The organism is Synechococcus sp. 65AY6A5 (assembly GCF_002760415.1).
Lineage (GTDB): Bacteria > Cyanobacteriota > Cyanobacteriia > Thermostichales > Thermostichaceae > Thermostichus.
This window is the reverse complement of the sequence record NZ_AXUW01000001.1, coordinates 2,080,044-2,105,478: the sequence shown is the minus strand read 5'-3', so window position 1 is coordinate 2,105,478 and position 25,435 is coordinate 2,080,044. Positions and strand designations below refer to the sequence as shown.

The window sequence follows — 25,435 nt, the reverse complement described above, 5'->3', positions numbered from 1 at the left end:
CAAACTGGCTACGGATCCCCTCCCTCTTCAACCTAAAGAGCAGGGTAGGATCAAGCCTGCACAGCTAGCTCGGCAGGAGACAAGGGATGAGTTTGCGGGCAAGGGAGGGGCGGCGCTCTCGCCGGGTTGCCACAGCGGGCGGGATTGCCTTAGGCCTGGCTCTGCTGCTGGGATGTACTGCTGGGGGATCCTCATCTTTAGAAGCCCAGGAGACGGCAGCCGTTGCCAACGCGACCTCGGCCAAAGGAGAGCCCCAGCACCTGCCGGTGGCAGCAGAAGTCACCATCGCTGGCCGGCGCTTTGAGCTGGAAGTGGCCCGCACCCCTGAGCAACAGCGGCTGGGCCTGATGTTTCGCACCGATTTGCCGCCTGATCGCGGCATGTGGTTTCCCTTCGACCCGCCCCAGCCGGCTGCCTTCTGGATGTTTAACACCCTGCTCAACCTGGACATTATCTTTCTCCGCCAAGGCCAGGTGGTGTACATCGCTGCCGATGTGCCCGGTTGCCCCGCCCAACCCTGCCCCGTCTATGGGCCACCCTCTGACCAGTTGGTAGATGGCGTGCTGGAATTCCGCGGCGGGACGGCGGCGGCCTTAGGTTTGCAAGTGGGAGATACGGTTGAGATCCGCGAGCTTCCCAGCTCCGCCCCTTGATCTCTATCTCCCCTCTCCCTTTGGGAGAGGGGCTGGGGGTGAGGGCTGGGAAAGGGGCTGGGGGTGAGGGAAGACAAGCTTGCAGAAGAGGTTGAGACCATGCTCCTGGGATCCCAAAAGCTGCCGTTGGCCGTCTTGCTTGCGGCCTGGGATGATCTTTTCAGGGATCTTTGCGATGATTTTTGAGGGTCGCCAACTGCTTTGAGATTGATGCCAAGAGGCGACCGCGAGCCCAGGATGGTTTGGCTACTGCCGGCAAAGCCCTATGGATGTTAGCAGCGTAACTCAGTGGCTGGGGGTTGGGGTCGTTGCCCTGGCTTCCGTCCTTTGGGCCGAGGTTGTGCGGGATGAGCGCCATTGGCTGGCCCACCAGTGGCCCTGGCTGATGCCCAAGCACACTCTGCACCACCGCCTGTTTCGCCCCGATCTCAGCGTGGTAGACCCGAAGCTGTACCGAGAATCCCAGTGGCACCACGATGTCCCCGAAGCGGCGACGATGATCCTGGCCGGGATCCCTTGGGTGGTGCTGTTGGGACAGGGATCCTGGCTGTATGGCCTAGCGGCGGCGGTGGGGGTACTCTACTCGGCCAGTTTTCTGGTTGCCGGCATGTTGCGCGGCTGGGGGCTGGCCCTGCAGACGGACATTACCCACCAACCCGGGCCTTTCCCTGCTCCTCCTGCCCAGTGGCATGTCAACCGCGCCTACCACTGGCGGCACCACTTCGACGATACCAACGCCTACTTTTGCGGCACCCTGACCTTAGTGGATCGGATCATGGGCACCAGTCTCTCCTTTAAAGGCAAGCGCGTGGCCGTCACCGGTGCCTCTGGCACTCTGGGCCGGGCCCTCTTGAAGCACTTTTCCCGCCATGGGGCCAAAGTCATCGCCCTCAGCTCCCATGCGGATTCGGTCGCCATCGAAGTGGACGGCCAGCCCCAGCCGGTGGAGACCATCCACTGGCAGGTGGGTCAGGAGGGATCCCTGGCCGGGCTCCTGGAACGAGTCGATATCTTGGTGATCAACCACGGCCTCAACGTGCATGGGGAGCGGGATCCCGAATCGGTTCGCCAGTCCTATGCTGTCAACACCTTCTCCGCTTGGCGCCTGATGGAGCTGTTTTTCCAAACGGTGCGCGGCAATCGGGAAATGGCCACCAAAGAGGTTTGGGTGAACACCTCCGAAGCCGAGGTCAGCCCTGCTTTTAGCCCTCTCTACGAGCTCTCCAAACGGGCCCTGGGCGATCTGGTTACCCTACGCCGTCTCGATGCCCCCTGTGTGGTGCGCAAGCTCATCCTCGGGCCCTTCAAGAGCCAGCTCAACCCGATTGGAGTCATGTCAGGCGATTGGGTGGCCGCCCAGATCCTGGCCCAGGCCAAGCGCGATTGCCGCAACATCATCGTTACCATCAACCCCCTCACCTACCTGCTTTTCCCGCTGAAAGAGTTGGCCGTCAGCACCTATTTCCGCTTGTTCAGCCGCCGCTCTTCTCGCCCAGCTCTTCTGGGTCCGGCCGCCGGGATCCCTTTGATTTAGGGGGGCCGCAAATCCTGCCCGGCTCTATGGCATCAGGCGCAAAACTGGGGTAAGACAAGAGCAGGTTCCTTGGCGGCAGGGGATGGGATCCCTTGCGCTAACCCGAACTTTTGGGGAGCGAGAGGGCTCTTCCGCTCGATCTCCCTTATGAACCCTGGGTGTGAGGAGTAGGAGTGAGTGTAAACATGGTGCGACAGTGGGTGAGCGCAGTCCTCTGCGTGGTGGGCGGGGCTTTAATGCCGGGGCTTTTGTCCGGCTGTGCCATCCCGATGCCTTCGGCATCCGCGGGAGTTTCTGAGATCCAGGTGCGCTTGGTGCATGTGGCCCCCAATGCCCCTCGGATCGACTTGGAAGTGGGAGGGGTAAGGGCTGCTCAAGGTGTAGCCTATGGCTCGGTGAGCGAGTACGTGCGTATGCCGGCGGGCGAGTACGACATTGTTTTGTTTTCAACCCCTGAGACGACCAGCCCTGGCCAGCCCGCGAGTTTTAAGGACTCCGTTCCGCTAGCGCGAACGGTTGCGGCCAGAACTGTGGCCAACCTCAGAGGCGGGGGAGTGTTCTCGGTGGTGGCTGCTGACGAGCCCAATCGCGTGACGGCCTTAGTTTTGGAAGACAACATCAACTCGCTGTTTGACCAAGCCCTGGTTCGGTTTGTTCACGCTGCCCCTGATGCGCCGGCCCTGCAATGGCAGGGGGAGCAAGGGCGGGTGCTGATACCTCAGTTGGCCTTCGGGCAAGTTTCCACCTTTCAAGCCATGCGACCCGGCTTTACCCAAATTCAGGTGGCCATAGCTCCTTCAGCCCCCGCGCCAGGTGGGCAGTCGTCTCCTGGCCGGAGCATTCCCTTGCAACGGTTTGACCTCCAGTTAGAGGCAGGGAAAGTCTATACCCTTTACGTGGCGGGGCTGATGCGCAGCAATCCGGGCCTAAACTTGGTGCTGGCAGAGGAAACGCGGGCTCGTAGGCTCCTATAGCAAGGCTGCTTGCGGCTTGATCCTCTCTATACTGTGAGACTAGCCAGTCGTCTCTAGCTTTGGGGACACAGCCCGTGGATGCCTTATTTCAAGTGGTGGTGCTCAGCCAAACCCCAGATCCCGAACGGGTGATCTACCAGGCGATGCACCAAGATCACAGCCCTGATTTTGTTACCCCAGAGAGCCGGATCCCGGAAAAATATGGCGAGGCCGTGGTGCGGCATCTGCTGGAGGGCAACCGTGGCCACTATGGGCCGCTGGAGCACCCTCAGATCACGTTTGGGGTAGGCTATTTTCCCCATGCTGTCATGCAACAGGCCCGTACTCATCGGGTGGGAATTTCTTTCGACGTTCAATCTTTTCGATATACAGGCCAGCAAATTGCCGATTTGGGCAAAAGACTCTTGTCTGGGCCCCGGAGAACGCCCCCCAACCCCCCGCCCGGCCCCCCCAACCAGCCCCCCAGCCCCCCGTATACGGGGGGCTGGGACGAAACTTCTGCTTTTGCCGACAAAACCGGGGCAGAGTTAGCTTTGCAAGAGTTGGAAACTCTATTTTACGTTCCCGCCAGCGTCAAGGAAGGCAAAGCCAAAACCCGCCAAGGCTTCAAGCCCATCTCTCCCGAGGCCCTAAACATCATTCTTGAGCAGTATCGCAGCCAGGCCATTGCCTATTATCGCCTGGTCGAAGAGTGTGGGGTGCCCTATGAGGATGCTCGTAACATCATCGGCTACGGGATCCGCCAACATTTTGTAGTGTCTTTTAATTGCCGCAGCTTGATGCACTTTCTGGATTTGCGGGCTAAGGAGGATGCCCAGCGGGAGATCCGCGAGCTGTGCGAGTTGATGTGGCCCCACTTCGAGGCTTGGTGCCCCCATGTGGCCGCCTGGTACCGCCAAAACCGCTGGGGCAAGGCCAGGCTTTCTCCCTAACAAGTTCCCAACCATTGGGGACGACTATGGATCCCAAAGCTTATGAACAAATGGCAGGCCTAGAGGATCGACATTGGTGGTTTGTGGGCCGCCGACAGATTCTCAGCCGGGTTATTGCAGGGATCCCTCTTCCTCCCTCAGCTTGTATCTTGGAAGCGGGATGTGGCAGCGGTGGCAACCTGGAAATGTTGTCTCAGTTTGGCCAAGTCTGGGCCATGGAAAGAAGCGAAATAGCATTGCCTTTGGCCCGGGCTCGTGGCATTGCGATTGTGGAAGAAGGCGAATTGCCGCATCGGATCCCTTTTGGCTCTCAACAATTTGATTTAATTGCTCTGCTGGACGTTCTGGAACATTTAGACGAAGACACAGCAGCTCTGGAAGCCCTCATCCAGAGGTTAAAGCCATCTGGCTACATGGTGATCACGGTGCCGGCTTATCCCTGGCTGTGGAGCGCCCATGACGAGCTCAATCACCACAAGAGACGCTACACAGCGGCACAACTTCTCTCCTTACTCAAGAGCGCCGGCTTGCAAATTCATACCTTTACCTTTTTCAACAGCTTTCTCTTCCCTCTGGCAGCAGGGATCCGCCTAGCCCAGAAAATACTTCGCCTGCGGGAAAGTCCAGACTTGAAAATGCTGCCCCTTTGGCTCAATCAACTTCTAGCAGAGATTTTTGCCGCGGAAGCCTATTTGATCCCCAAGTTTTCGTTGCCCTTTGGCCTGTCGTTGTTGGCGGTAGCCAGCCCTATTGCGGCAGCGGGACGGAGCCCTTTGAAAATTGCTCCTCTGGGAAACTGAGCCTCTTAATCCTCAACTTCTCGCCGTTATTACCAGTTTTTTGAGTCAACTTGGCCGATCGCGCTAGCGAGACGGAGTCCTTGCAGCCTCAAGGGGATAATCTTTTCATAAGATTGTTCCCAGTCTTCGTTTTTGGAGGAGATAGCTCTTGGCCGATCGCGCTAGCGGGACGGAGTCCTTTCGCACCAGGGAGACGGAACCTTTGCGCAGCTACGCCCTTCGCTTGGATCCGCATCGTCTGTGGGTGCCCCTAGCTTGCTTCGGGGATGGCCTTTGTATTTGGTTGGCCTTTGGGGCAGGTTACTGGCTGCGCAGCTTGCGCCCTCACCAGCTTTTGCCGTGGGATGTTTATGCCGGCCTGGGATTGCTGACCGTTCTCAGCTACTGGGGCGTTCAGGCCGGTTTGGGCGGATATGGCGAATCGAAGCGCCTATCCCGCTTTGAGGAATGGGCCAGTTTGCTGCTGGGGCTGGGGGTGACCTTTGGCCTGGTGTTGGCAGGGGCCTTCTTCGTGCGCTCTGTCTCGCTGTCGCGCTTGGTAGTGGGCTATGCCGGCCTGCTGGCCCTGCTCGGCCTGACGGGGATGCGGTTAGCGCTGCGGCTGGGCATGGGCTGGCTGTATGCCCGCGGCCAGGGGCGGCGACGGGTGATCTGGGTGGGATCCGGCTTGCTGTTGGCCGAGGTGCTGGAGCGGCTAGAGCGCTGCCCGGCTTTGGGGTTTGAGATCAAGGCTTGGGCCGTGGCCGGGGATCCCTCGGCGCCAGAAGCGGGGCCTCTGCAAAAGCTGGAGCGCCTGGATCCCGCTCATCTGGTGGCCTATGTGCAAGCTCACCCTGAGATCCAAGAGGTGTGGTTTGGGCAGCCGGAGCTGGCCAACGCGCCCCTGCTTCTTACTTTGCAGGCTCTGTCGGTGCAGGTGCGCCTGGTGCCAGATATTCTTGGCTTCTTAACGGTTAACCTGCAGTTCCACTCTCTGGACGGGATCCCGCTGCTGACGCTGCGCCACCCCCCTTTGCGCTACGCCCACAACCGTTTCCTCAAGCGAGCTATGGACATCTTGGGAGCTTCCCTGGGCTTACTGTTGCTCAGCCCCCTGTTTGTGGTCATCGCCGTGCTGGTGGCCTGCAGCAGCCCCGGCCCCATCCTGTATTGGCAGGAGCGGGTGAGCTTGGATGGGCGTCGCTTTTGGATTGCCAAGTTCCGCACCATGCGGGTGGATGCTGAAGCACCCGGCCAGCCGCGCTGGACGCGCCCCGGGGATCCGCGCCGAACCAAGATAGGAGCCTTTTTGCGCCGCACCAACCTGGATGAGCTGCCCCAGCTTTGGAACGTTTTGAAGGGGGAAATGAGCTTGGTGGGCCCCCGCCCGGAGCGGCCCTACTTTGTCGAGCAATTTAGCCAGGAGATCCCCAAGTATCTGGATCGGCATTTGGTCAAAAGCGGCCTCACCGGCTGGGCTCAGATCCACGGCCTGCGGGGAGACACCAGCATCGCCCGCCGCACCCAGTATGATCTCTACTATGTGCAAAACTGGTCCCTGTGGCTGGATCTGCGCATCCTGGCCATTACCCTTTGGCAAGGGATCCGCGGACGGCTGGCCGGATACTAGGGGTTAGCGTATGCCATTCTCCCCCCAAGAGCTGCTCTACGAGGGCAAGGCCAAGCGCATCTACCGCACTGCCAATCCCCAAGTTTATCTTTGCCAGTACAAGGACGACGCCACCGCCTTCAACGCCCAAAAGCGGGGATCCATCGCCGGCAAGGGAGAGGTGAATTGCACCGTCTCCAGCCATGTGTTTGCCTACCTGGCGCAGCAAGGGATCCCCAACCATTTCTTGGCCCAAACCGGCCCCACCGAGATGCAGGTGCGAGCCTTGCACATCCTGCCTTTGGAAGTGGTGGTGCGCAACCGCACAGCGGGTAGCCTCTGCCGACGGCTGGGCCTGGAGCAGGGCCTTCCCATCGAGCCGCCGCTCGTGGAGTTCTATTACAAAAACGATGCCTTGGGGGATCCCTTGGTGACCCCAGATCACATCCGCCTATTGCAGTTGGCCACGCCGGAGCAGGTGGAGCGCTTGGGATCCCTGGCTTTGGCCATCAACAACCATCTGCAGGCTTTCTGGCGAAGCTGCCGCCTAGAGTTGGTGGACTTTAAGCTGGAGTTTGGCCTGGACGAGGAAGGGCAGATTTGGCTGGCGGACGAGATCAGCCCCGACACCTGCCGCCTGTGGGATCTCCAAGGGACCGAGCCGCGGGTGCTGGATAAAGACCTTTTTCGCTTTGATCTCGGCGATCCGGCAGCCGGCTACCAAGAGGTGCTGCAGCGAGTGCTCCAGGCTACTGATCCCAATCTCCCCTCTCCTGCAGCGCGGGAGAGGGGCAGGGGGTGAGGGTGCCATGACTTCTCCCCGCCCCCCCGGCCCTGACGAGCGCTTCCGCCGCCAACTGGCCGACCTGTTGGACACCTGGGTGGAGCAGGGGCTCATCCAGCCGGCGCAGCGGGATCGCCTGCGCGAGCACTACCAACTGGACAGCTTGCCGCGAACAGCTGGCAGCCGCTTTGCCCTGTTGCTGCTGCTGTTGGGCGCCGTGCTGGTGGGCTTGGGGGTGATCTCCTTCGTGGCCGCCAACTGGGACGCCATTCCCCGCTCGGCCCGAGCCTTGGGATCCCTGGCTCTCGCGCTGGGGCTGCAGGGGGCCGGCTTTCGGCTTAGGCAGCAGGGATCCCCGCGCTTGGGCAGCGCCTTGTTGATTGCCGGCGAGCTGTCTTTGGGGGCTGCCATTGGCCTGATGGCCCAGTGGGTTCAAATCGGGGGATCCCTGGCGGGCTTGTTTTTGGGCTGGGGGCTGGGCAGCTTGGCCGTGGCCTACAGCTTGGTCCACACCCCCAGTGGCGTCTTGGCCTGTCTTTTGTTTGCCCTGGCTGGAATGACTGCCGTCTGGGAAGGAGGGATCGGCTCGGCTCTGGATCCCCTCTACCCCTGGCTGGCCCTGGGCCTGTTGCTGCCTCTTGCCTATGGGTGCCGCTCCCGCTGGATCTTGGCTTTGGCGCTGGTGAACTTCGGCCTGGCGCTACAAAGGTTGGCAGAGCGCTGGGACAGCTGGACCCTCTGGCTGCTGCTTGGCCTTGCCGTCGTCTGGGGGCTGGGAGTCGGGCACCAACGCCATGGGCACTGGCTAAGCCGGATCTGGACCGGAGAAGAGGGCCAGGGTGGCGAGCAGGAGCAGGGCTTGGATCTGATCCCGACGGCGGAGGGGCTGGCTTTGCTGGGGTTGGGCTTCTTGCTCTACATTTGGAGCTTTCGTGACGCCTGGGACTGGGATCCCAAACCCCTGCCCTTGTTCCAAGCTGGGGATCCCTGGGCGGGCCTGTCGGCAGCAGGATTGCTATTGCTAGCCGGTTGGAGCTGGTGGCAGGGCTGGCAGGCAAAGAGTTCCCAGCCCGTTTCTGCTTGGCTGAAGGATGCTGCCGTTCTGTTCTCGCTGGTTGCCTTGGTGCTTTTGCTGGGGATCCGCAGCGCCCTGCCTTTGAACCTAACCGCAAAGGTAGCCTTGGCCTTCTTTGCTCCCTGGATCGTGACCCTTTTGCTCGTGGGATTGTCGGTGGTGCTCTGCTGGGAAGGGCTGCAGCAGGGGCGGCGGAGCCGCTTCTGGCAGGGGCTATTGGGCCTGACCTTGGTGGTGCTGACCCGCTTTTTCGAGTACGAGACCGGCCTCTTGGCCAAGTCGGCAGTGTTGGTGGCCTGTGGGATCGGAGTGATCTGGATGGGGCTGAAGTTTGAGAGACGTATCTTTAAGAGTAATGCCTAGGTCGATAAAAGTTTACAAGAAATCGGGATACATCGGGAACTTACTCTTCCCTGAAAAGTCTTTGTTGGTAGAAGGTTTCCTGGAGAACGTCAATGAAAAAAACAGGCCTGGGTCTAGGGATACTGGCTCTACTCTCTTTTTCTAGTTTTTGGAGTTATAGCTCTTCTTCAATTGCTGCGGGCGGAGATCCGTTTTGGGAGCATTTCCCAGTAGCGCAAGCTCCAAGGCCGGCTGTGCCCGCAAGGCCTAGGTCTCCAGGAGCCGCACCCTCGCCCGTTCCCCAAACTGGGGATCTCGATGAGCTGTTCCGCCAGATCCCTATTCTCCCTTCCTCAAGACCGTTGCCCAAACTCCCCTGTTCTCAGCCTATGCAGTTGCAATCGGTAAGGCTGCAGGCTCCGCCACCCAGCCCTGCTGTTCCTTTGCAGTCAGAGATCCCGGCCACCATTTGGAGCAATCTCCAGGGTTCTTACGGAACTACCAACTGGGCAGAACCAAGCCCCAACAAAGTCTTTGCCCATACTTTTCAATGGGATCCTCCTTGTAAAACAGGCTGCCGGCTGGGAGGTACCCTGACATTTGCCTACCGCAACAATCTGCCGGCTAGCAGTAGCAGTGCTCCGGATGCGGGCAACGACAAGTACTACGTGTACAACGGCGGCACTCTAACTCAATCGGGGTTCTTATATGCTTCACCTGTGAGTTCGGCCGGTCAGACTTTTACCAAAACCCTAACGCTCTCTCCCGCTGAAGTTGCCAACAACAGAGTTACGTTGGTGGTTCAAGACGACACGGCTGTTTTGGAAGCTAAGGTAGAGCTCAACTACTGCTGCTGTGAATGTGAGTTCCCTATCTAAGGTAAGTTCTTGGCAGCAGCGACGGCAGAGGGGAGGATTTGAAACTCTCCCTGCCGTTTTTCTCTCCCTTGGCTGGCTTTTTTCAGAGCTAGCCCACAGAATTTAGCGGCGAGCCTGGGCAAAAATGGCCTGCAGGATTTCGTCAGCCCCCTGTTGCTTCAGCTTTTCCGCCAGGGCTGTTCCCACCGCTTCCGGATCGGCAGGGGAGCCTGTTTGGGTATCGCGGATGAGCTGTCGCCCCTCCAGGTCGGCCACCATGCCGGTCAGGTGCAGCTCTTCCCCCTGGACTTGGCTGTGGACGCCGATGGGCACCTGACACCCCCCCTCCAAGGCCCGCAGGAAAGCTCGCTCGGCCAAACAGCGGGCTGTGGCCTCCGCATCGGCTAAGGGTCGGATGAGCTCCAGGATCCGCTCATCCCCCTGCCGGCACTCGATCCCCAGGGATCCCTGGCCAACCGCGTACAGAGACACACTGGGATCCAGCACCTCGTGGATCCGCTGTTCTTGGCCCAGGCGCTTCAGCCCCGCCACCGCCAAAATTAGGCCGTCGTACTCCCCCCGATCCAGCTTGGCCAGGCGAGTGTTGAGGTTGCCCCGCACATCCTTGAAGTGCAGGTGGGGAAAGGCGTGGCGCAGTTGGGCCAATCGCCGCAAAGATGAAGTGCCGATCACCGTTCCTGCTGGCAGGGTGGCCAGTTGGTAGCCGCGCAGCTCTTCCCGCAGCACCAGCGCGTCCAAAGGATCCTCCCTCTGCGTAATCGCCCCCAGGACCAGGCCTTCCGGCAAACGGGTGGGCAGATCCTTAAGGCTGTGCACCGCTAGATCGCTGCTGCCGTTGAGCAGGCTGACCTCCAGCTCCTTGGTAAACAGGCCCTTATCGCCAATTTTGGCCAGCGCCACATCCAGGATGATGTCTCCCTGGGTGGAAAGGGTGTGCAGCTCTAGCGGCAATCCCGGATGGTGGGCCTGCAACTGCTCCATCACCCAGTGGGTCTGGGCCAAGGCCAGCTCACTTTTGCGGGAGGCGATCCGCACCGGCTGGGCAGCCCCTGCCGAGGGTTGCCAGGGAGTTGAGGCCAGTTCGCTCATGGCTGCTGCAAAATCCGAGAACACCGTCTTTCACGCTAACTGACTTTGCGGCGCCGCACGGCAGCGGCCTTCAAGATCCTTAACCAAAACTGCCATTTCCCCCCGATCCAGACTTTACTACGGGGACCCCAGCCGGTAGGATAAGTAGACGGATTCTCCGCCGCGGCGGGGAGAGTTGTGGTCTGTCAAGCCTCCTTCTCCAAGGTTGCTAGAGGACAATTCTCTGTAAGCACAGGGCCCCCTGATTTGCTTGGTAGTCTGCCTGGATAGGTCTTATGGAAGAAAACAACGTCGGCAACGGCACTCAGTTACTGCTCAAGCGCACCATCCCTGTCAAGGTGGTGGTCACCCCCCTTTGGAAGAAAGAAATGCAGGAGCAATTGGAGCGGCAGATCGAAGCCACCGATGCTCAGATGCAGCAACTGGAGTTTCAGGGCAAGCGGGCCATTGCCGAGCTGGAGAAGCAAAGCCCTAACCCCAACAGCCCCCAGGTGCTCCAACAGGTGGAAGCGGTGAAAAGCCGCGTGAACGAGCAAAAGATCAAGCTCTTGGATCAAAAAAACCAGTTGCTTCAGCAGATCAACCAACTGAACAACCTGGAGCTGAACCAAGAGGTGCTCCAGGGCAGCGTGGAGAGCTTCTTCCGCGTGCAAAAGGGAGACAACCTGATCCAGAAAATGCAGGTGGAGATCCTGCTGGAAGATGGGGTGATCAAGGAAATTCGCGGCAACCCATAAGCTCTTCATATCCTTTGGGAGGACAGGGATCCCTTGCTGTGGGGTAGCAGATCAAGACCTTTGGTCTTAACCCAAGTCGGTGGCAACACAATAGGTGACAATAATTAACGGCCTCTTAACAGCCGCTGGGCTCAAGCTTGGGACGGCTGGTGCGTACGGGCAAAGTTGTTACCTACGAGATGCTCGCCATGTCTGAGTTTGTCTGGTCAGAGCCTGCCCCCCTCGAGGACCTACATCTTCCCGATTGGTTGCTCACCTCGGCTCAGCGCCGCCGTCTCAAAGCTTTCCTGGTTCTGGCGACGGTGTGGGGGCTGGTCAGCCTGATGCACCAGGTAGCGGTAGCCCGCTGGTTTACCGTTGGCCTGGCCACCTTCATGGTCATCCACATCAACCGCCTGTTCCGGCTGCAACCGGCGGCTCTGCCGCCCCCCTTGAGGCTTTACCCTCCTGGAACAATGGCCTGGGATCCCGCCGCCGCCGAAACGGCCTCCCTGCCTTTGCCTGAGGTGGGCGGGGCTCAGCCCTTAGCGCTGGCGGGTTCTCCTCTGCCGCGAGTGGCGGTGTTGATCCCGGCCAAAAACGAAAGCGCAGTGCTGCCGCGGCTGCTGCACAGCCTCACCCAGTTGGATTACCCCAGCAGCCACCTGGAGCTGTGGGCCATTGACGATGCCAGCAGCGATGCTACCCCCGACATCTTGCAGGAAGCCCAAAAGCGGATCCCTCACCTGCGAGTTTACCGACGGCCACCAGGGCGAGGAGGCGGCAAGTCTGGCGCCCTCAACGAGGTGCTGCCCCTGACGCGGGGGGAGATTATCTTGGTCTGCGACGCCGACGCCATTGTGCCCCCGGATTTGCTGACTCGCACCCTGCCGCTGTTCGGCCAGACCCCCCGCCCCGGCAGACGGACAATCGGCGCCGTTCAGGTGCGCAAAGCCTTGAGCAACCCCAACGTCAACTTCTGGACCCTGGGCCAGGTGGCGGAGATGGCCTCCGATGCCTACTTGCAGCAGCAGCGGGTGGCCATCCGCGGGATTGGGGAGCTGCGAGGCAACGGCCAACTGGTGCGACGGGATGTCCTGGAAAAGTGCGGCGGCTGGAACGAGAACAGCCTCACCGACGACCTGGATCTTACTTTTAAGTTGCACCTGGCGGGGGTGGATATTGCCTTTTTGACGGAGCCGGCCATCGTCGAAGAGGGAGTCACCTCTTGGAAAAGCCTTTGGCACCAGCGTTGCCGCTGGGCGGAGGGGGGCTACCAGCGCTACCTCGACTACTGGCCAGGGATCCTCAGCCGCCGCCTGGGCATGGCCAAGACAGTCGATCTCTGGGCCTTTTTCATCTCTCAGTACCTGCTGCCGATGGCCTTAGTTCCCGATACCCTCTGGGTGCTGTTGACGGGCCACTCCTCGGTGCTGCTCCCCTTGAACGCCCTGGTCATGGGATCTGTGACGGTGGCCTTCTACCGCGGCCTGCGCCAGGTGGAGGGGCTGCGCGGGCGAAAACTCTGGTGGCGTACGGCTCTGGGCTTGGTGTACATGCTCCACTGGCTGCCGGTCATGATCGTGACCACGGCTCGTATGTGTGTGCAGCCCAAGCGGTTGCGGTGGGTAAAAACGGTGCACCATGGCCTCTAGTTCTGCTGTTGGGGATCCCCCAGATCCTGCTATCCTAATCAAACGCCAGCTCACCGAACTACCCAGCCCGACTATGGCCCGCCTCTACTACGACACTGACGCCAACCTGGATCTGCTGGACGGCAAGACCGTCGCCATCATCGGCTACGGCAGCCAGGGCCATGCCCACGCCCTCAACCTGCGCGACAGCGGTGTCAACGTCCTCGTCGGCCTCTACCCCGGCAGCCCCTCTTGGCCCAAAGCGGAGCGGGACGGGTTGACGGTCAAGACTGTAGCAGATGCTGCGGCTGCCGCCGACTGGGTGATGATCCTGCTACCGGACGAAGTGCAAAAGACCGTCTTCCAGAGCGAGATCCGCCCGCATCTAAAGCCGGGGAAGGTGCTCCTATTTGCCCACGGCTTCAACATCCACTTCGGGCAGATCCAGCCGCCCGCAGACGTGGATGTCATCATGGTCGCTCCCAAGGGCCCCGGTCACCTGGTGCGGCGCACCTACCAGGAAGGCCAGGGGGTGCCGTGTCTGTTTGCCGTCCATCAAGATGCCTCCGGGATGGCGCGGGAGCGGGCCATGGCCTATGCCAAGGCGATTGGCGGCACGCGGGCCGGCATTTTGGAGACCAGTTTCCGCGAGGAAACTGAAACAGATCTCTTCGGCGAGCAGGTGGTGCTCTGCGGCGGCCTCACGGCTTTGATCAAGGCGGGGTTTGAGACCCTGGTGGAAGCAGGCTACCAGCCGGAGCTGGCCTACTTCGAGTGTCTGCACGAGGTTAAGCTAATCGTGGATCTCATCGTCGAGGGGGGCCTGGAAAAGATGCGCCACAGCATCTCCAACACAGCAGAATACGGCGACTACACCCGTGGCCCCCGCATTATTACCGAGCAAACCCGCGCTGAAATGAAGCGGATCCTGTCAGAAATCCAAAGCGGCCAGTTTGCCCGCGAGTTTGTCTTGGAAAACCAGGCCGGCAAGCCCGGCTTTACGGCAATGCGCCGCCGCGAGGCGGAGCACCCCATCGAGAAGGTGGGCAAAGAGCTAAGGGCCATGTTTAGCTGGCTGAAGCAATAGCCAGAGGTCGTCTCACAGGCAAGTCTCGTGCTGGATCTGAAGCTGCTGCGGGATCGCCCAGAAGAGGTACGCCAAGCCCTGGACAAGCGCGGGGCCAGTGTCGACCTGGACGGCATTCTCCAGTTGGATCGGGAGCGCCGCCGCTTGGAGGCCCGACGCGGCTCTCTGCAGGCCGAAAGCAACAGCCTGGGCAAGAAAGTGGGCGAGCTCATCCGGCAGGGGGCGGATCCCCAGGGAGCGGAAGTGACGGCCCTGCGGCAGCAAGGAGTAGATCTCAAGGCTGAGATTGCCCAGCTGGAACAGCGGGAGCGGGAGCTGGAGGAGGAGATGCAGACTCTTCTCCTCACCCTGCCCAATCTGCCCTTACCCAACGTGCCAGTGGGCCAGGATGAGACGGGAAACGTGGAGGTGCGCCGCTGGGGGGATGCGCTAAAACCCACCCACCCCGTTCTTCCCCATGACGAGATTGCCGAGAAGCTGGGCCTCTTGGAGGTTGGCCGTGCCGTCAAGGTAGCCCAGAGCCGCTTTGTGGCTATGGTAGGGGCAGGGGCGGCTCTGGAGCGGGCCTTGATCGCCATGATGCTGGAGCGCCACATTGCCGCTGGCTACACCGAGGTGATCCCTCCCTTTTTGGTCAACAGCGCTGCTCTGGAGGGGACAGGGCAACTGCCCAAGTTTGCCGCTGAGAGCTTCCGCTGTGCCGACGACGACCTCTGGCTGATCCCGACGGCGGAAGTGCCCCTCACCAACCTGTACCGGGAGGAGGTGATCCCAGCCGAGCGCCTGCCGCTCTATTTCTGTGCCTACACACCTTGCTTTCGCCGCGAGGCCGGCAGCTATGGCCGGGACACCAAGGGCCTGATCCGGCTGCACCAGTTTCAAAAGGTGGAACTGGTCAAAGTTACCCACCCCACCCAGTCGGAGGCAGAACACGAAAAGCTGGTGCAAGATGCCGAGGCCATTTTGCAGATGCTGGAGCTGCCCTACCGGGTAGTGGAGCTGTGTACCGGCGATCTAGGTTTTTCAGCAGCCCGCTGCTTCGATCTGGAGGTGTGGTTCCCCTCCCAAAACCGCTACCGCGAGATCTCCAGTTGCTCCAACTGCTGGGATTTCCAGGCCCGCCGCGCTAACCTGCGCTACAAAGAAGCAGGGCAAAAGGGCACCCACTTCGTCCACACCTTGAACGGCTCCGGCTTAGCGGTGGGACGGGCTCTGGCCGCCCTGTTGGAAAATCACCAGCAGCCGGACGGCTCGATTCGCATCCCCCAGGCGCTGCGTCCTTTCCTCAGCTCCCGCTTCCTCTCGGAAGACGGCGCTCTCCGGACTGCTCCCTGAGCCATTCTGCCGCGGTGCTCCAGCAAGCCATAGCTGTGGAGAGTATGAGAGTATGTCAATCTAGATAGGGATCCCTACCCTGCCAGGGTTTATGTTGCCCAAGCATCGTCCCAAGCAACTCTCACTAGGCCCTCTGGAATCCGAGATCCTCGATATCCTTTGGGAGCTGGGCAGTGCCAGCACCCGCCAAATCCACGAGCGCATCTTGGCCGATCCCGACCGAGAGTTGGCCTATGCCTCTGTAACTACCGTTTTGCGGCGCCTAAGCCAGAAGGGCTGGGTGAGCTGTGAACGTCGCACCGATGCAGAAGGGCGGAGTCTGCCGATGTTGTGGCGGCCCCGTCTTTCTCGCCAGGAAGCTGCCAGCCTCAGGGCCTTTGCCCAGTTGCAGCAGTTTTTGGCGGTGGGCGACCCAGACACCGTGGCAGCCTTTGCCGATAGCCTGGATCAGGCCAGCGTGTCCCAGTTGCAGGCGATTGCCGAGCGGTTGCGGGCGGCCCGCGAGGCCAGGAGGGATCCCCAATGAGCCACTTGGGCATGTTGCTGTTGGGTTTGGCCCTGAGTTGGCTGTGGCGGGCCCAGGTGCGGCTGGATCGAGCTGGTTCCTGGGCCCAGCGCTGGCAGTGGGCCTGGATCCACTTCTTGCTGCCGCCGCTGTTTTTGCTAATGACTGCCCTTGCTTTGGCTTGGATGGGGCCGTGGGGACAAATGGCCGGGGCAGGAGGCTGGTTCTGCTACGGCTGTGCGCTGCTGTTGCTGGCGCTGGCTGCAGGCGTGGCCCTGCGCTGGGCTTGGGAGTACTGGCGCGTCTGCCGACGCGCCCGCCTGCGGGCTCTGGCCCAAGTCAATTTGTATGGCTCTTCGGCCTATGTCTTGAATTTGGAGATCCCTTTTGCTGCCCAAGTGGGGGTATGGAAGCCGCAATTGGTGGTCAGTCGCGGCCTGCTGGAGCAGTTGGATGAAGAACACCTGCGGGCGGTGCTGGCCCACGAAGAGGCCCACCGCCACTACGGCGATACCTTGTGGATGTTTGCGGTGGGCTGGCTGCGCCATCTCAGCAGCTGGCTGCCGAATACAGAGGTCCTCTGGCAGGAATTGCTCACCCTGCGGGAGCTGCGGGCAGATCGCTGGGCGGCCCAACGGGTGGATCCCTTGGTGCTGGGAGAGGCTCTGGTGCAGGTGGTGGGCTATGGCATGGCGCAGCAACCGGCAGCGGCTTGGGTTGGCTTTGCCCTAGAAATGGGATCCGGTGCGGGGGGACGGCTGCAAGAGCGCATCGATGCCCTATTGCAGCAAGAGGAGTCAGGCCCGGTCGCCTCCCACCTTTCCCTGCAGGGTTGGGCCTGGCTGGGGCTGGCTCTCCTGCCTCTGTTGGCCATCCCCTTTCACAACTGAGGTTGACGCCATTCCCCAGCTTGCCTTGGCGCGCCGGTGGGCAGCAGCTTTACAGCCGCTTGAACCATGGCCTGGACAGAGCCAAGAATTTCTTCCTCCGCGGGAGTTGCTTGATGGCCTTTTTTTTCCTACGATGGAAAATACTTCGATCCTCGGTAGCTCAGCGGTAGAGCGGTCGGCTGTTAACCGATTGGTCGCAAGTTCGAATCTTGCCCGAGGAGTTGGGCGGGGGGATGCAAGCTTGATGTTCTCCTCAGCCCGAGAGGACGAGGATTCTTTCTCGCTTGTCGCAAGCTACGCGGACGGGCTGGCGTCGCTGCCACCGCGCCCCCTTTTTCCCACCCTATACGGGGGGATGAAAGGGAGGCCGGGGGCGCCATCACCCCGACTCGTGGGCGACGGCAGGGACATCGAAAGCGTGGGCAGTCGACTCCAGCCTGCAGGATGTCGAGATGGGGAGACTTATCTCCAGGACTAAAGTCCGGGGCTTGTGCCTCCCGACTTGCTGGTCACCCCTAGTTGGGGTTGGGATGCCGCTGCTGAAGGAACGCTTCGATTTATAATGCCCTCTGGCCGTTTCACCTATTCCGAGGGTAATTGCTGTGATCGACCTGTCGCGGATCCCTGCCCAACCAAAGCCAGGCCTACTTAACCTCCTGATTGAGATTCCGGGCGGGAGCAAGAACAAGTACGAGTTTGACAAAGACATGGGCGTAATGGCCCTAGACCGGGTGCTCTACTCTTCGGTGCAGTACCCCTACGACTACGGCTTTGTGCCCAATACGCTGGCAGGGGACGGGGATCCTTTGGATGGCCTGGTGATCATGGATCAGCCCACCTTTCCAGGGTGTGTGATTGCGGTGCGCCCGCTGGGCATGCTGCAGATGATCGATGCGGGGGAGCCGGATGAGAAGTTGTTGTGCGTGCCCGCTAAGGACCCTCGCTATGCTTCCGTAACCAGGCTGGAAGATATTGCCCAGCACCGCCTGGACGAGATTGCCGAGTTTTTCGCCACCTACAAGCGCCTGGAGAAGAAAGAAACCCAGATCTTGGGCTGGAAAGGCCTAGCCGAAACCGAGGCAGTGATCGCCAGCAGCATTGCCACCTACCAACAGTCCAAGTAGCTCCCCAACTTTTCTGGACTGAAGCTCCCAGTTGGCGCCAATCTGTTCTGGCTTGGATTCCTCGAGCTAGCTTAGGGTTGGACTCGATGGCTTCTGCTATGGCCGATACCCTTCAGCTTTGGCTTTACCACCTGGAACAATGGGCAACGCAACTTGTCCAAGGCCAACTGCAGCACCTTTCTCCGCTGAGCCTGCTGCTGGTGGGTCTGGCAGGTCTGGTCACCAGCCTTTCTCCCTGTATGCTCTCCCTGTTGCCGGTAACCATCGGCTACATCGGCGGCTACGCTCCCACTACCCCCGCCGCTGCCGGAGAAGTGCGCTGGCAGGTTTGGGTGCAATCGCTAGGCTTTGCGGCTGGCGTGGCTTTGACGCTCAGCGGGCTGGGCTTGGGAGCAGCTTTGCTAGGCCGGGTTTATGGACAAACCGCTGCCTTTGGATCCCTAGTGGCGGGAGGGATCGCCATCCTCATGGGCCTGAACCTGCTGGAAGTTGTCCCCTTGCGCTTCCCTGATTGGTTTAACCGGTTGGAGATCCCTGGCCAGTGGCCTGGGCTAGGCCGGTCGGTGTTGCTGGGATCCACCTTTGGCCTGGTAGCTTCTCCCTGCAGCACGCCGGTTTTGGTGGCCCTGCTCGGCTGGGTCTCCACCACAGGGCAGCCCTGGGTGGGGGGCGGGCTGCTGCTGGCCTATGCGCTGGGGCTGGTCTCGCCGCTGCTGTTGGCGGGGGTGTTCGCCGGCTCGATGAAGCAACTGTTGGCCCTGCGGCGCTGGTCGATCTGGTTTACCTATGCCAGTGGCGTGGTGTTGGTGGGCTTTGGCACCGTGACGATCCTCTCCGCTTGGGCCTAAGGGATCCCTGCTGCAAGCTAAGATGGGGCTGCCCTCCAGTTGGGGGGCAGTTCAGATCTTGAGCTGACAACTTCCCATGGTTATCCCCTCTCTGCCGCTGTCGCGGTGGCTTTCCCCCTTGCGTCGGTACTTTCGCCATGAGCTGCTGCCGCTGCTGGCGGATCTGCGTCTGGCCATCGGCCTTTTCTTGGCAATTGCCCTTTTGAGCGCGGTTGGCACGGTCATCGAGCAAGAGGAAACCGTGGCCTTCTATCAGGCCCACTACCCCGAGCATCCGGCCCTGTTTGGCTTTCTCACCTGGCGGCTGATCCTCAAGCTGGGGCTGGATCACGTCTATCGCACCTCTTGGTTTCTGGCCCTGTTGATCCTCTTTGGCAGCAGCCTGGCCGCCTGTTCTTTGACGCGCCAGTGGCCGATGCTCAAGGTGGCCCGTCGCTGGAGCTACCTCACCCGTCCCCACTCCTTCCAGCGGCTGCCCTTTTGGACCTATCTGCCCCAACGCTCCCTGCAGGGGCTGCCGCAGCGGCTGCGCCAGCGGGGCTATGCGGTGTTTCAGGACGGATCCCGACTTTACGCCCGCAAGGGTCTGATTGGGCGGTTTGGGCCTATCCTGGTGCACGTCAGCCTGCTGCTGATCCTGCTGGGGGCCATCTGGGGCAGCCTTGCCGGCTTCAAGGCCCAAGCGCTGATCCCCAGCGGCAGCGTCGCCGCCATTGAACAGGTAACCGGGGCAGGGGATCTGGCTCATCTACCCACCTGGCAAATTCGGGTCAACCGCTTCTGGATTGACTATGCTCCTGATGGCCGGGTGAAGCAGTTTTACTCAGATCTCTCGATTTTGGATGGGGGCCAGGAGGTCAAACGCCAGACCATTTCCGTCAACCATCCCCTCTCCTACCGGGGGGTGACCCTCTACCAGGCTGATTGGAGCATCGACAGCATCCGCATCCGCCTCAACAACAGCCCTCCCTTTCAAATCCCGGTGGTGCCGGTGCCCACCCAAGCGGGCAGCAAGCTCTGGGGCGCTTTTGTCCCCACCCGGCCAGACCTAAGCGAGGGCCTGACGCTGTTGTTGCCCGATTTGCAGGGGACGGCCCTGCTCTACGACACCCAAGGCCAGTGGATAGGATCCCTGCGCCAGGGCATGAGCCTGGCCCTGGACGAAGTTGCCCCCCAGCGCTTCCCCAACCGTCTTACCCTGCACCTAGACGAGGTTATCGGCGCCACCGGTCTGCAGATTAAATCCGACCCAGGGATCCCGCTGGTCTATCTCGGCTTTGGGCTGCTGATGCTGGGGGTGGCGATGAGCTATTTCAGCTACAGCCAAGTTTGGGCCCTGGAGACGGAAGCAGGGCTCTACCTGGGAGGCAAAACCAACCGCGCCCTGGTGAGCTTCGAGCGGGAGTTTGCCCGCCTGGTGGAGCAGCAACTGCTCTCCTCTCCCCCTTCGCCGGCAAAAGAACCCCCTCCTGCCGCTCGCGTCGGCGGGACGGAGTCCTTAGCCAACGGCTAGCCATGGCGGCTGTTTGACCGGCAACGCTGCCCAGGGTCATCTAGCTCCCCTCTCCCTGAGGGAGAGGGGCTGGGGGTGAGGGCGGAACTGCCCAAATCCGGCAGGCTGACCGCGAACAGGGTGCGGTTCTCGCCGCTTTCCACTTGCAGGATCCCTTGCAACAGCTCCACCGCCTTTTTCACCAGCGGCAGGCCCAAGCCGGTGCCCCCCTGGTGGGCGTAGTCCAGGTGCGGGATGCGGTGGAACTTCTCGAAGATGCGCGGCAGGTGCTCCGCTGGGATCTCGACACCGGTGTTGGTGACCTGCAAATGGAGACCCGACGAATCGACCGCCACTTCCAGATGAACCTGCTGGCCGGCAGGGGTGTACTTGGCGGCGTTGGCCAGCAACTCGCTCAAGATGCGGGTGAGCAGCCCCACATCGGTGTTGAACAAGATGGGTTCAGAGGGGGGGTAGGAGATAAAGGTGAGCTGGCGCTCTTGAAAGCGCAGGGCAAAGGGCGGCAACAGCTTTTCCAGCCACTCGCGCACCTCGAAGCGGGCGATCTCCAGACTGCGGCTGCCGGCCTCTAGCCGCTGCAAGTCCAGCAGGTCGTTGACCAAGTCCAGCTCTTTTTGCCACTCCTGTTTGAGGATGTTGAAATAGGGGATCTGCGCCTCGGAAAGGCCGCGCACCTCCAGCATTTTCAGGGCCATTTTCATGCTGGTCAGAGGCGTGCGCAGCTCGTGGGAGACCATGCTGAGAAACTCTTCTTTGAGCTCGTTGAGCTGCTGCAGTTGCTGGAGCTGAGCCTGGGTTTCCTGGTAGAGGCGGGCCTGGCGAATGGCGATGCTGCACTGGGTGGCCACCTGCTCGGCAAAGTGGATCTCGGCCTCGGTAAAGCCCTCCTGGGGCAGGCGAACTAACTTGAGAAAGCCCAGCAACGAGCCGGTGCCTGAGACAAGCTGCCCTTCTTGCTCTTCTACAACCAGGGGGCAGGCAAGCAGGGTACAGCGCCCCCGCAGCGGGTGATCCGTGCTGAGGTAGAGGGTCTGGCCTTGGCGGAGCTGGCGCAAAAGCACGGGATCCAAGGGCAGAGTGACCTTGCCCAGGGGGGGCAGGGATCCCGCCGCTTCGTAGGCCAGCGTGTAGGTCTGGGTTTCCGGATGGATGAGGGCCACACCGCAGGCGCCCAGTTGGAAAGCCTGGGTGAGCTCCCGCACCACGGTGGCCAAGATCTCCTGTTCGTCCAGGCTGGAGCGCACCTTGTCGCCAATCAGCCGCAGCAGTTGCTCGTATCTCACCCGCTGGGCCAGCTCGGCATTGCGCACCTCCACCTGGTAGCGCAGCTCGGCGTTGGCAGCTTGGAGTTGCTCAAACAGCTCCGCCTGTTGCAGCGCCAGCCCCAGTTGATCGGCAATTTGTCGCAAAAAATCCGGCATCCAGGGATCCCATTGTTTGGGGGCGCTGCACTGGTGGGCGATCAACAGCCCCCAGAAGCGGGCCGGCTCGCTGTCTTTGCCGTCAGGGCCAGCCGCCTGCAAAATGGGCACCACCAAGTTGGCCCGCACCCCCAAACCGGCCAGCAGCTCGCGGTGGCAGGGCTGGATGGGGGCGGTGTCGATATCTTCAATGGCCGAAATGCGGCCCTGCTGATAGGCCTGGTGCCACTGGCTAACAAAGCATTGATCTTCGATAACCAGGCCCAGCAGGCTCAACTCTGGCCGGCTGACCGATTGCATGGCGATCTCGCCCACCCAATTGGGGAAAAAGCGGTAGATCACCACCCGCTCCACATCCAACAAACGGCGGACTTCTTCTACGGCAAAACCCAGGATGGACTCCACCTGCAACGATTGCCGGATCCCTTGGGCGATGCGGTTGAGCAGCCGGGCTTGGTGGAGTTGCAGTTGAGCCTGCTCCTGGGCTCGCTTGCGCTCGGTAATATCGACAATGGAGGCAATGCCGTAGATTTGTTTGTCGGGAGTCTCCGCCACAAAAGACGAGAGGTCAACCCAGAGGATCTCGCCGCTTTTGCGGATGTAGCGTTTTTCCATGCGGTAGCCCCGGCGGCGGCCCGCTCGTATTTCTTCGACATAGATTGCCTCCTGCCGCAGATCCTCAGGGTGGGTGAGGTCGGCGTAATTCATGCTCAAGAGCTCGGCCTCGGTGTAGCCGGTGAGCTGGCAAAAGCTCTCGTTCACCTTGACGATCTGCCCCGCCGCATCCGTAACTGCCATGTCCACCGGGGCTTGCTCAAAGAGGTTTTGAAACAGATCTGGCTGATCGTGCAGCGAGTGCTGCCGTTTTTGTTGTGGGTTCTGCAACTCTTTTTCCTGGGTCAAATCCTGTACGCTGGCAATGCCGATTACCTTCCCCTGGGCATCCTGCCAGGGGGCATCCAAAATCCGCACCGGAAACCGCTCGCCGTTGCGACGCATAAAGGTCAGCTCCCAACCCTGCGGGGGCCGACCCTGAGCCAGCCCCTGGGCGAAGGCGGTGGCGATCTTCTCCATCTCCTCCGGGGGCCAATAGACAAAAGGGGGATCCTTAACGCCAGCGGATCCCGGTAGTCGCCGGCGGCCAAGGTTACAACAGGGGCGGTCATCGCCTCAGCCAGGGTGGATCCCTGCCAAGATCGGTCGCTGGCCACCCACCGCAACACAAAAGGATAGCTTGGTAGCCCCGTACTTGAGGACGGGGCGGAAAAGCCCTTGAGCCACTTTAGTTGCTTCTTTGTTATAGTTAGTACAGAGCTTCTCCAGGAAAACAACCTACTGCGGTGCAAAACCGGCGCGGCAATAACTAACCTGGAGGAACTTAAGTCCGAAGTAAGCAGAACTTTGAGGTTATGCCTCAAAGGACTGTCTAGGGGCGTCTTGACAGCGCCTTTGCGAGTCCATTTTGGGCTGCGTAAGAATCCCCTGGGTGGGAGTGTCAAATCCACAGCCGTCAAAATGTCCACCACTCGGCCTGCATCCACCACCAAGGCGTAGGGCCGGGAGCCATTCTTTTGCGCCAACAGGGAGAGAACCTCGGCAAGAGGGCTGTCGAACCCGACCAAGAGTGGCATCTGGCCAAAGCACTGTTCCAGGGATCCCGATGAAGAGCGCAAGTCTTGCACCATGTCGGTGTCAGGGGATAACCGAACCTTAAATTGCAGTCAGAAAAATTTGCAAACAGTATGGCAGAGGGAAACTTTAGCCAAGACCAGACAAAATACTTACTTACGGACTTACTTGCAGGCAGTTTTAGCTTTAGGCATTTGATAGCTTTAACCCAAGCTTAACTTTACTTACAAGTTAGAGTACCACGTCGCGCAAAGAAGTTTCGAATTTTGATATAAATCTTTACATCTATCTGCTGTTTAATTTGCTGGTGCCGAGACTTGGGGAGCAAGTTAAGCTCTTAGCTCGCTGTTAACAGGAATTGTCGATCTAAGTTGCGGCTCTTCCGGTTTATCGAGGTTTTTCCTTCATCTAAAAAGGGGCAATCGCCATCCTGTTGCTCTGTTTTTTTCAAGTATCTTCGCGTCATCGAGTTGAGCTTGGGTTGGTTTCATTGGAGACAGATTTGACAGATTTTGAGCGGCTGCCAGATTACTTGAGTTCAGCCCGTGCTGCCGCGACCCCTCTCAGCCCTCCGCTCCCGGCGAGGGAACTTGGGAAGCTGGCTGCATTCTAAGCCTCATCAAGTACCCATCTGTGGCTGTGCTGCCCAGGTGAGGAGTTTGCCCCCTACACTGAAATTGGGCAAGTTGATCCCGATAGCTAGGGGATCAGATGTTGCCGGCGTTTTGGGCTTAGCTCTTCTCGATGGCTTTTTCTCCGCCGCTGACAGATTTTCTCTCCGGCCAGGCCGCTCCTATTCCCATCCAAACTCCCTCGACGGTTCCAGAATTGGCGCAGCTCCTAAAAGAGTGCCGCGAGCGGAAGGTGCTGCCGCTCGGGCAGGGGAGCAAGTGGGGATGGGCTCCTCGCTTGGAGGCTGTGGATCTCATCCTCAGTACCCGTGGGCTGCGCCGCTTGATCGACCATGCGGCTGCCGACCTAACGGCGACAGTGGAGGCCGGTATGACCCTAGCGGAGCTACAAGCCATCTTGGCAGAGCGGGGGCAATGGTGGCCGGTGGATTCCCTTTACCCTGACTGGGCCACAGTGGGGGGCATCGTCGCCACGGCCGATACGGGCTCGCTGCGCTGGCGTTACGGTGGGATCGGCGATTTGCTGCTGGGCATCACCTGGGTACGGGCCGATGGGGAGGTGGCCAAAGCGGGTGGGCGGGTGGTTAAGAATGTGGCCGGCTATAACTTGACGAGACTGTTCGCCGGATCCCTGGGCAGTTTGGGGATCCTGACGCAGGCGACCCTACGGCTCTATCCCCTGCCGGCAGCCCAAGCAACTTTGGTGGCTACAGGATCCCTGCCCGATTTGGAAGCCTTGGCTCGGCAGGTGCTGAGGGCGCCGGTCAGCCCGGTGGGGGTGGATCTCTGGCTGAAGGCAGAAGGGCCCCAGCTCTGCCTCCATTTCCACGGCTCCGAGCGGGTAATTGCCCAACAGATGACCCAGGTGCAACAGCTAGCTCCTGCAGGATTGAGCTGGCAAGAGGCAAGACCTGAAGCCCCGCCTCTGCCCTCCCGCCGTGCGGGGATGGTGTTGGCCAAGTTCGGCTGCTTGCCTAGCCAGAGCCTGGCTACTCTAGAGCAGTTTCAGTCTCTATTTCCCGACGCTCAGGTGCAACTGCATCGCGGCTGTGGATTGGGGCGAGCCTGGATCTCCCAGCCTGAGGTGGGATCCCTGCTACAGTTACAGCGCCACCTCAAGTCGGTGGGCGGGTTTCTCCTGCTGCTGGAGGCACCGGCAGCCCTGAAGACAGCTCTGGCCCACGATTTCGGCCCGACGGCGACCCTAATGCGCAAGCTGAAGCAGCAGTTTGATCCCGCCGCCATCTTCAGCCCCAGCTTGATATAGCTACTCCAAATCACGCCGAAACGTGACATCCTCTCCCGCTAAGCCCTGACGGGCTGTAGACGGGAGCTTCCGAGAATCACTTCCCGGAGTTGCTGCTTCAACGGACTGGTAAACCAGGATCCTCCACAGCCAGAGAGCGGCAGTCCCACCGCCCCCCTATATCCCCCCGTATACGGGGGGACCTG

Annotated in this window: 20 protein-coding genes, 1 tRNA gene and 1 pseudogene; 19 read left to right on the top strand and 3 right to left on the bottom strand. The window is 60.5% G+C overall.

Annotated features, from left to right (window positions below; all coding sequences use genetic code 11):
- The first annotated feature begins 86 nt into the window (after window positions 1–86).
- From SYN65AY6A5_RS10010 to SYN65AY6A5_RS09975, 8 genes are all read left to right on the top strand, one after another.
- Window positions 87–653: a DUF192 domain-containing protein gene (locus tag SYN65AY6A5_RS10010; RefSeq protein ID WP_099812568.1), complete on the top strand. Its 567-nt coding sequence runs from the start codon at window positions 87–89 to the stop codon at window positions 651–653.
- A gap of 265 nt (window positions 654–918) precedes the next feature.
- Window positions 919–2,187, top strand: coding sequence for a bifunctional sterol desaturase/short chain dehydrogenase (locus SYN65AY6A5_RS10005; RefSeq protein ID WP_099884342.1), 1,269 nt, complete (start codon window positions 919–921; stop codon window positions 2,185–2,187).
- A 185-nt stretch (window positions 2,188–2,372) separates the two neighbouring features.
- Window positions 2,373–3,161, top strand: a complete 789-nt coding sequence (locus tag SYN65AY6A5_RS10000; protein ID WP_011429151.1) for a DUF4397 domain-containing protein — start codon at window positions 2,373–2,375, stop codon at window positions 3,159–3,161.
- Window positions 3,162–3,235: 74 nt separating this feature from the next.
- The gene (locus SYN65AY6A5_RS09995) at window positions 3,236–4,093 is read left to right on the top strand and encodes an FAD-dependent thymidylate synthase (protein WP_011429152.1); all 858 of its coding nucleotides are present in this window, start codon (window positions 3,236–3,238) and stop codon (window positions 4,091–4,093) included.
- A 26-nt stretch (window positions 4,094–4,119) separates the two neighbouring features.
- Window positions 4,120–4,893, top strand: coding sequence for a class I SAM-dependent methyltransferase (locus SYN65AY6A5_RS09990; protein WP_240530504.1), 774 nt, complete (start codon window positions 4,120–4,122; stop codon window positions 4,891–4,893).
- A 148-nt stretch (window positions 4,894–5,041) separates the two neighbouring features.
- Entirely contained in the window at window positions 5,042–6,502 is a 1,461-nt protein-coding gene (locus SYN65AY6A5_RS09985; protein WP_099884337.1) for a sugar transferase, read from the top strand.
- 10 nt (window positions 6,503–6,512) lie between these two features.
- The gene (gene purC, locus SYN65AY6A5_RS09980; RefSeq protein ID WP_099884335.1) at window positions 6,513–7,283 is read left to right on the top strand and encodes a phosphoribosylaminoimidazolesuccinocarboxamide synthase; all 771 of its coding nucleotides are present in this window, start codon (window positions 6,513–6,515) and stop codon (window positions 7,281–7,283) included.
- Between the two features lie 7 nt (window positions 7,284–7,290).
- Entirely contained in the window at window positions 7,291–8,703 is a 1,413-nt protein-coding gene (locus SYN65AY6A5_RS09975) for a DUF2157 domain-containing protein (RefSeq protein ID WP_099884333.1), read from the top strand.
- Between the two features lie 959 nt (window positions 8,704–9,662).
- Here the strand turns inward: SYN65AY6A5_RS09975 and hemC are convergent.
- A complete protein-coding gene (gene hemC / locus SYN65AY6A5_RS09970; RefSeq protein WP_206336817.1) occupies window positions 9,663–10,649 on the bottom strand; it encodes a hydroxymethylbilane synthase in 987 nt (328 codons plus the stop codon).
- Window positions 10,650–10,924: 275 nt separating this feature from the next.
- Here hemC and SYN65AY6A5_RS09965 point away from each other — a divergent pair, with 275 nt between their 5' ends.
- The 10 genes from SYN65AY6A5_RS09965 (at window position 10,925) to SYN65AY6A5_RS09920 (ending at window position 20,301) form a co-directional block, all read left to right on the top strand.
- Window positions 10,925–11,386, top strand: a complete 462-nt coding sequence (locus tag SYN65AY6A5_RS09965) for a YlqD family protein (RefSeq protein WP_011429159.1) — start codon at window positions 10,925–10,927, stop codon at window positions 11,384–11,386.
- A 188-nt stretch (window positions 11,387–11,574) separates the two neighbouring features.
- Window positions 11,575–13,020, top strand: coding sequence for a glycosyltransferase family 2 protein (locus SYN65AY6A5_RS09960; RefSeq protein WP_011429160.1), 1,446 nt, complete (start codon window positions 11,575–11,577; stop codon window positions 13,018–13,020).
- Between the two features lie 73 nt (window positions 13,021–13,093).
- Window positions 13,094–14,086, top strand: a complete 993-nt coding sequence (ilvC, locus tag SYN65AY6A5_RS09955; protein ID WP_099813279.1) for a ketol-acid reductoisomerase — start codon at window positions 13,094–13,096, stop codon at window positions 14,084–14,086.
- Window positions 14,087–14,113: 27 nt separating this feature from the next.
- The gene (serS, locus tag SYN65AY6A5_RS09950; protein WP_099884331.1) at window positions 14,114–15,421 is read left to right on the top strand and encodes a serine--tRNA ligase; all 1,308 of its coding nucleotides are present in this window, start codon (window positions 14,114–14,116) and stop codon (window positions 15,419–15,421) included.
- A 91-nt stretch (window positions 15,422–15,512) separates the two neighbouring features.
- Window positions 15,513–15,947: a BlaI/MecI/CopY family transcriptional regulator gene (locus SYN65AY6A5_RS09945; RefSeq protein ID WP_011429163.1), complete on the top strand. Its 435-nt coding sequence runs from the start codon at window positions 15,513–15,515 to the stop codon at window positions 15,945–15,947.
- A complete protein-coding gene (locus tag SYN65AY6A5_RS09940; RefSeq protein WP_011429164.1) occupies window positions 15,944–16,816 on the top strand; it encodes a M56 family metallopeptidase in 873 nt (290 codons plus the stop codon). The genes SYN65AY6A5_RS09945 and SYN65AY6A5_RS09940 overlap by 4 nt, the downstream gene beginning before the upstream one ends.
- Window positions 16,817–16,965: 149 nt before the next feature.
- A tRNA-Asn gene (locus tag SYN65AY6A5_RS09935) sits at window positions 16,966–17,037 on the top strand.
- Between the two features lie 384 nt (window positions 17,038–17,421).
- A complete protein-coding gene (locus SYN65AY6A5_RS09930; RefSeq protein ID WP_041438773.1) occupies window positions 17,422–17,940 on the top strand; it encodes an inorganic diphosphatase in 519 nt (172 codons plus the stop codon).
- Window positions 17,941–18,038: 98 nt separating this feature from the next.
- The gene (locus SYN65AY6A5_RS09925) at window positions 18,039–18,788 is read left to right on the top strand and encodes a cytochrome c biogenesis protein CcdA (protein WP_011429166.1); all 750 of its coding nucleotides are present in this window, start codon (window positions 18,039–18,041) and stop codon (window positions 18,786–18,788) included.
- A 76-nt stretch (window positions 18,789–18,864) separates the two neighbouring features.
- Window positions 18,865–20,301 (top strand): cytochrome c biogenesis protein, encoded by a 1,437-nt coding sequence (locus tag SYN65AY6A5_RS09920; protein ID WP_011429167.1) that lies wholly within the window; start codon window positions 18,865–18,867, stop codon window positions 20,299–20,301.
- Here the strand turns inward: SYN65AY6A5_RS09920 and SYN65AY6A5_RS09915 are convergent.
- Window positions 20,298–22,607 (bottom strand): GAF domain-containing protein, encoded by a 2,310-nt coding sequence (locus tag SYN65AY6A5_RS09915; RefSeq protein WP_346426190.1) that lies wholly within the window; start codon window positions 22,605–22,607, stop codon window positions 20,298–20,300. The two genes, SYN65AY6A5_RS09920 and SYN65AY6A5_RS09915, sit on opposite strands and share 4 nt — an antisense overlap.
- A 3-nt stretch (window positions 22,608–22,610) precedes the next feature.
- Window positions 22,611–22,805: pseudogene (locus tag SYN65AY6A5_RS14805) on the bottom strand (PAS domain-containing protein); the annotation flags it as partial.
- A 1,290-nt stretch (window positions 22,806–24,095) separates the two neighbouring features.
- On the opposite strand from SYN65AY6A5_RS14805, the gene SYN65AY6A5_RS09905 reads away from it, so the two are divergent.
- Window positions 24,096–25,250: an FAD-binding oxidoreductase gene (locus tag SYN65AY6A5_RS09905; RefSeq protein ID WP_099884325.1), complete on the top strand. Its 1,155-nt coding sequence runs from the start codon at window positions 24,096–24,098 to the stop codon at window positions 25,248–25,250.
- Window positions 25,251–25,435: the final 185 nt, after the last annotated feature.

Bases quoted from the DNA above. Each gene is read 5' to 3' on its own strand.
- SYN65AY6A5_RS10010 (WP_099812568.1), top strand. From the start codon at position 87: ATGAGTTTGCGGGCAAGGGAGGGGCGGCGCTCTCGCCGGGTTGCCACA.
- SYN65AY6A5_RS10005 (WP_099884342.1), top strand. From the start codon at position 919: ATGGATGTTAGCAGCGTAACTCAGTGGCTGGGGGTTGGGGTCGTTGCC.
- SYN65AY6A5_RS10000 (WP_011429151.1), top strand. From the start codon at position 2,373: ATGGTGCGACAGTGGGTGAGCGCAGTCCTCTGCGTGGTGGGCGGGGCT.
- SYN65AY6A5_RS09990 (WP_240530504.1), top strand. From the start codon at position 4,120: ATGGATCCCAAAGCTTATGAACAAATGGCAGGCCTAGAGGATCGACAT.
- purC (WP_099884335.1), top strand. From the start codon at position 6,513: ATGCCATTCTCCCCCCAAGAGCTGCTCTACGAGGGCAAGGCCAAGCGC.
- SYN65AY6A5_RS09975 (WP_099884333.1), top strand. From the start codon at position 7,291: ATGACTTCTCCCCGCCCCCCCGGCCCTGACGAGCGCTTCCGCCGCCAA.
- hemC (WP_206336817.1), bottom strand. From the start codon at position 10,649: ATGAGCGAACTGGCCTCAACTCCCTGGCAACCCTCGGCAGGGGCTGCC.
- SYN65AY6A5_RS09965 (WP_011429159.1), top strand. From the start codon at position 10,925: ATGGAAGAAAACAACGTCGGCAACGGCACTCAGTTACTGCTCAAGCGC.
- SYN65AY6A5_RS09960 (WP_011429160.1), top strand. From the start codon at position 11,575: ATGTCTGAGTTTGTCTGGTCAGAGCCTGCCCCCCTCGAGGACCTACAT.
- ilvC (WP_099813279.1), top strand. From the start codon at position 13,094: ATGGCCCGCCTCTACTACGACACTGACGCCAACCTGGATCTGCTGGAC.
- SYN65AY6A5_RS09945 (WP_011429163.1), top strand. From the start codon at position 15,513: ATGTTGCCCAAGCATCGTCCCAAGCAACTCTCACTAGGCCCTCTGGAA.
- SYN65AY6A5_RS09940 (WP_011429164.1), top strand. From the start codon at position 15,944: ATGAGCCACTTGGGCATGTTGCTGTTGGGTTTGGCCCTGAGTTGGCTG.
- SYN65AY6A5_RS09925 (WP_011429166.1), top strand. From the start codon at position 18,039: ATGGCCGATACCCTTCAGCTTTGGCTTTACCACCTGGAACAATGGGCA.
- SYN65AY6A5_RS09920 (WP_011429167.1), top strand. From the start codon at position 18,865: ATGGTTATCCCCTCTCTGCCGCTGTCGCGGTGGCTTTCCCCCTTGCGT.
- SYN65AY6A5_RS09905 (WP_099884325.1), top strand. From the start codon at position 24,096: ATGGCTTTTTCTCCGCCGCTGACAGATTTTCTCTCCGGCCAGGCCGCT.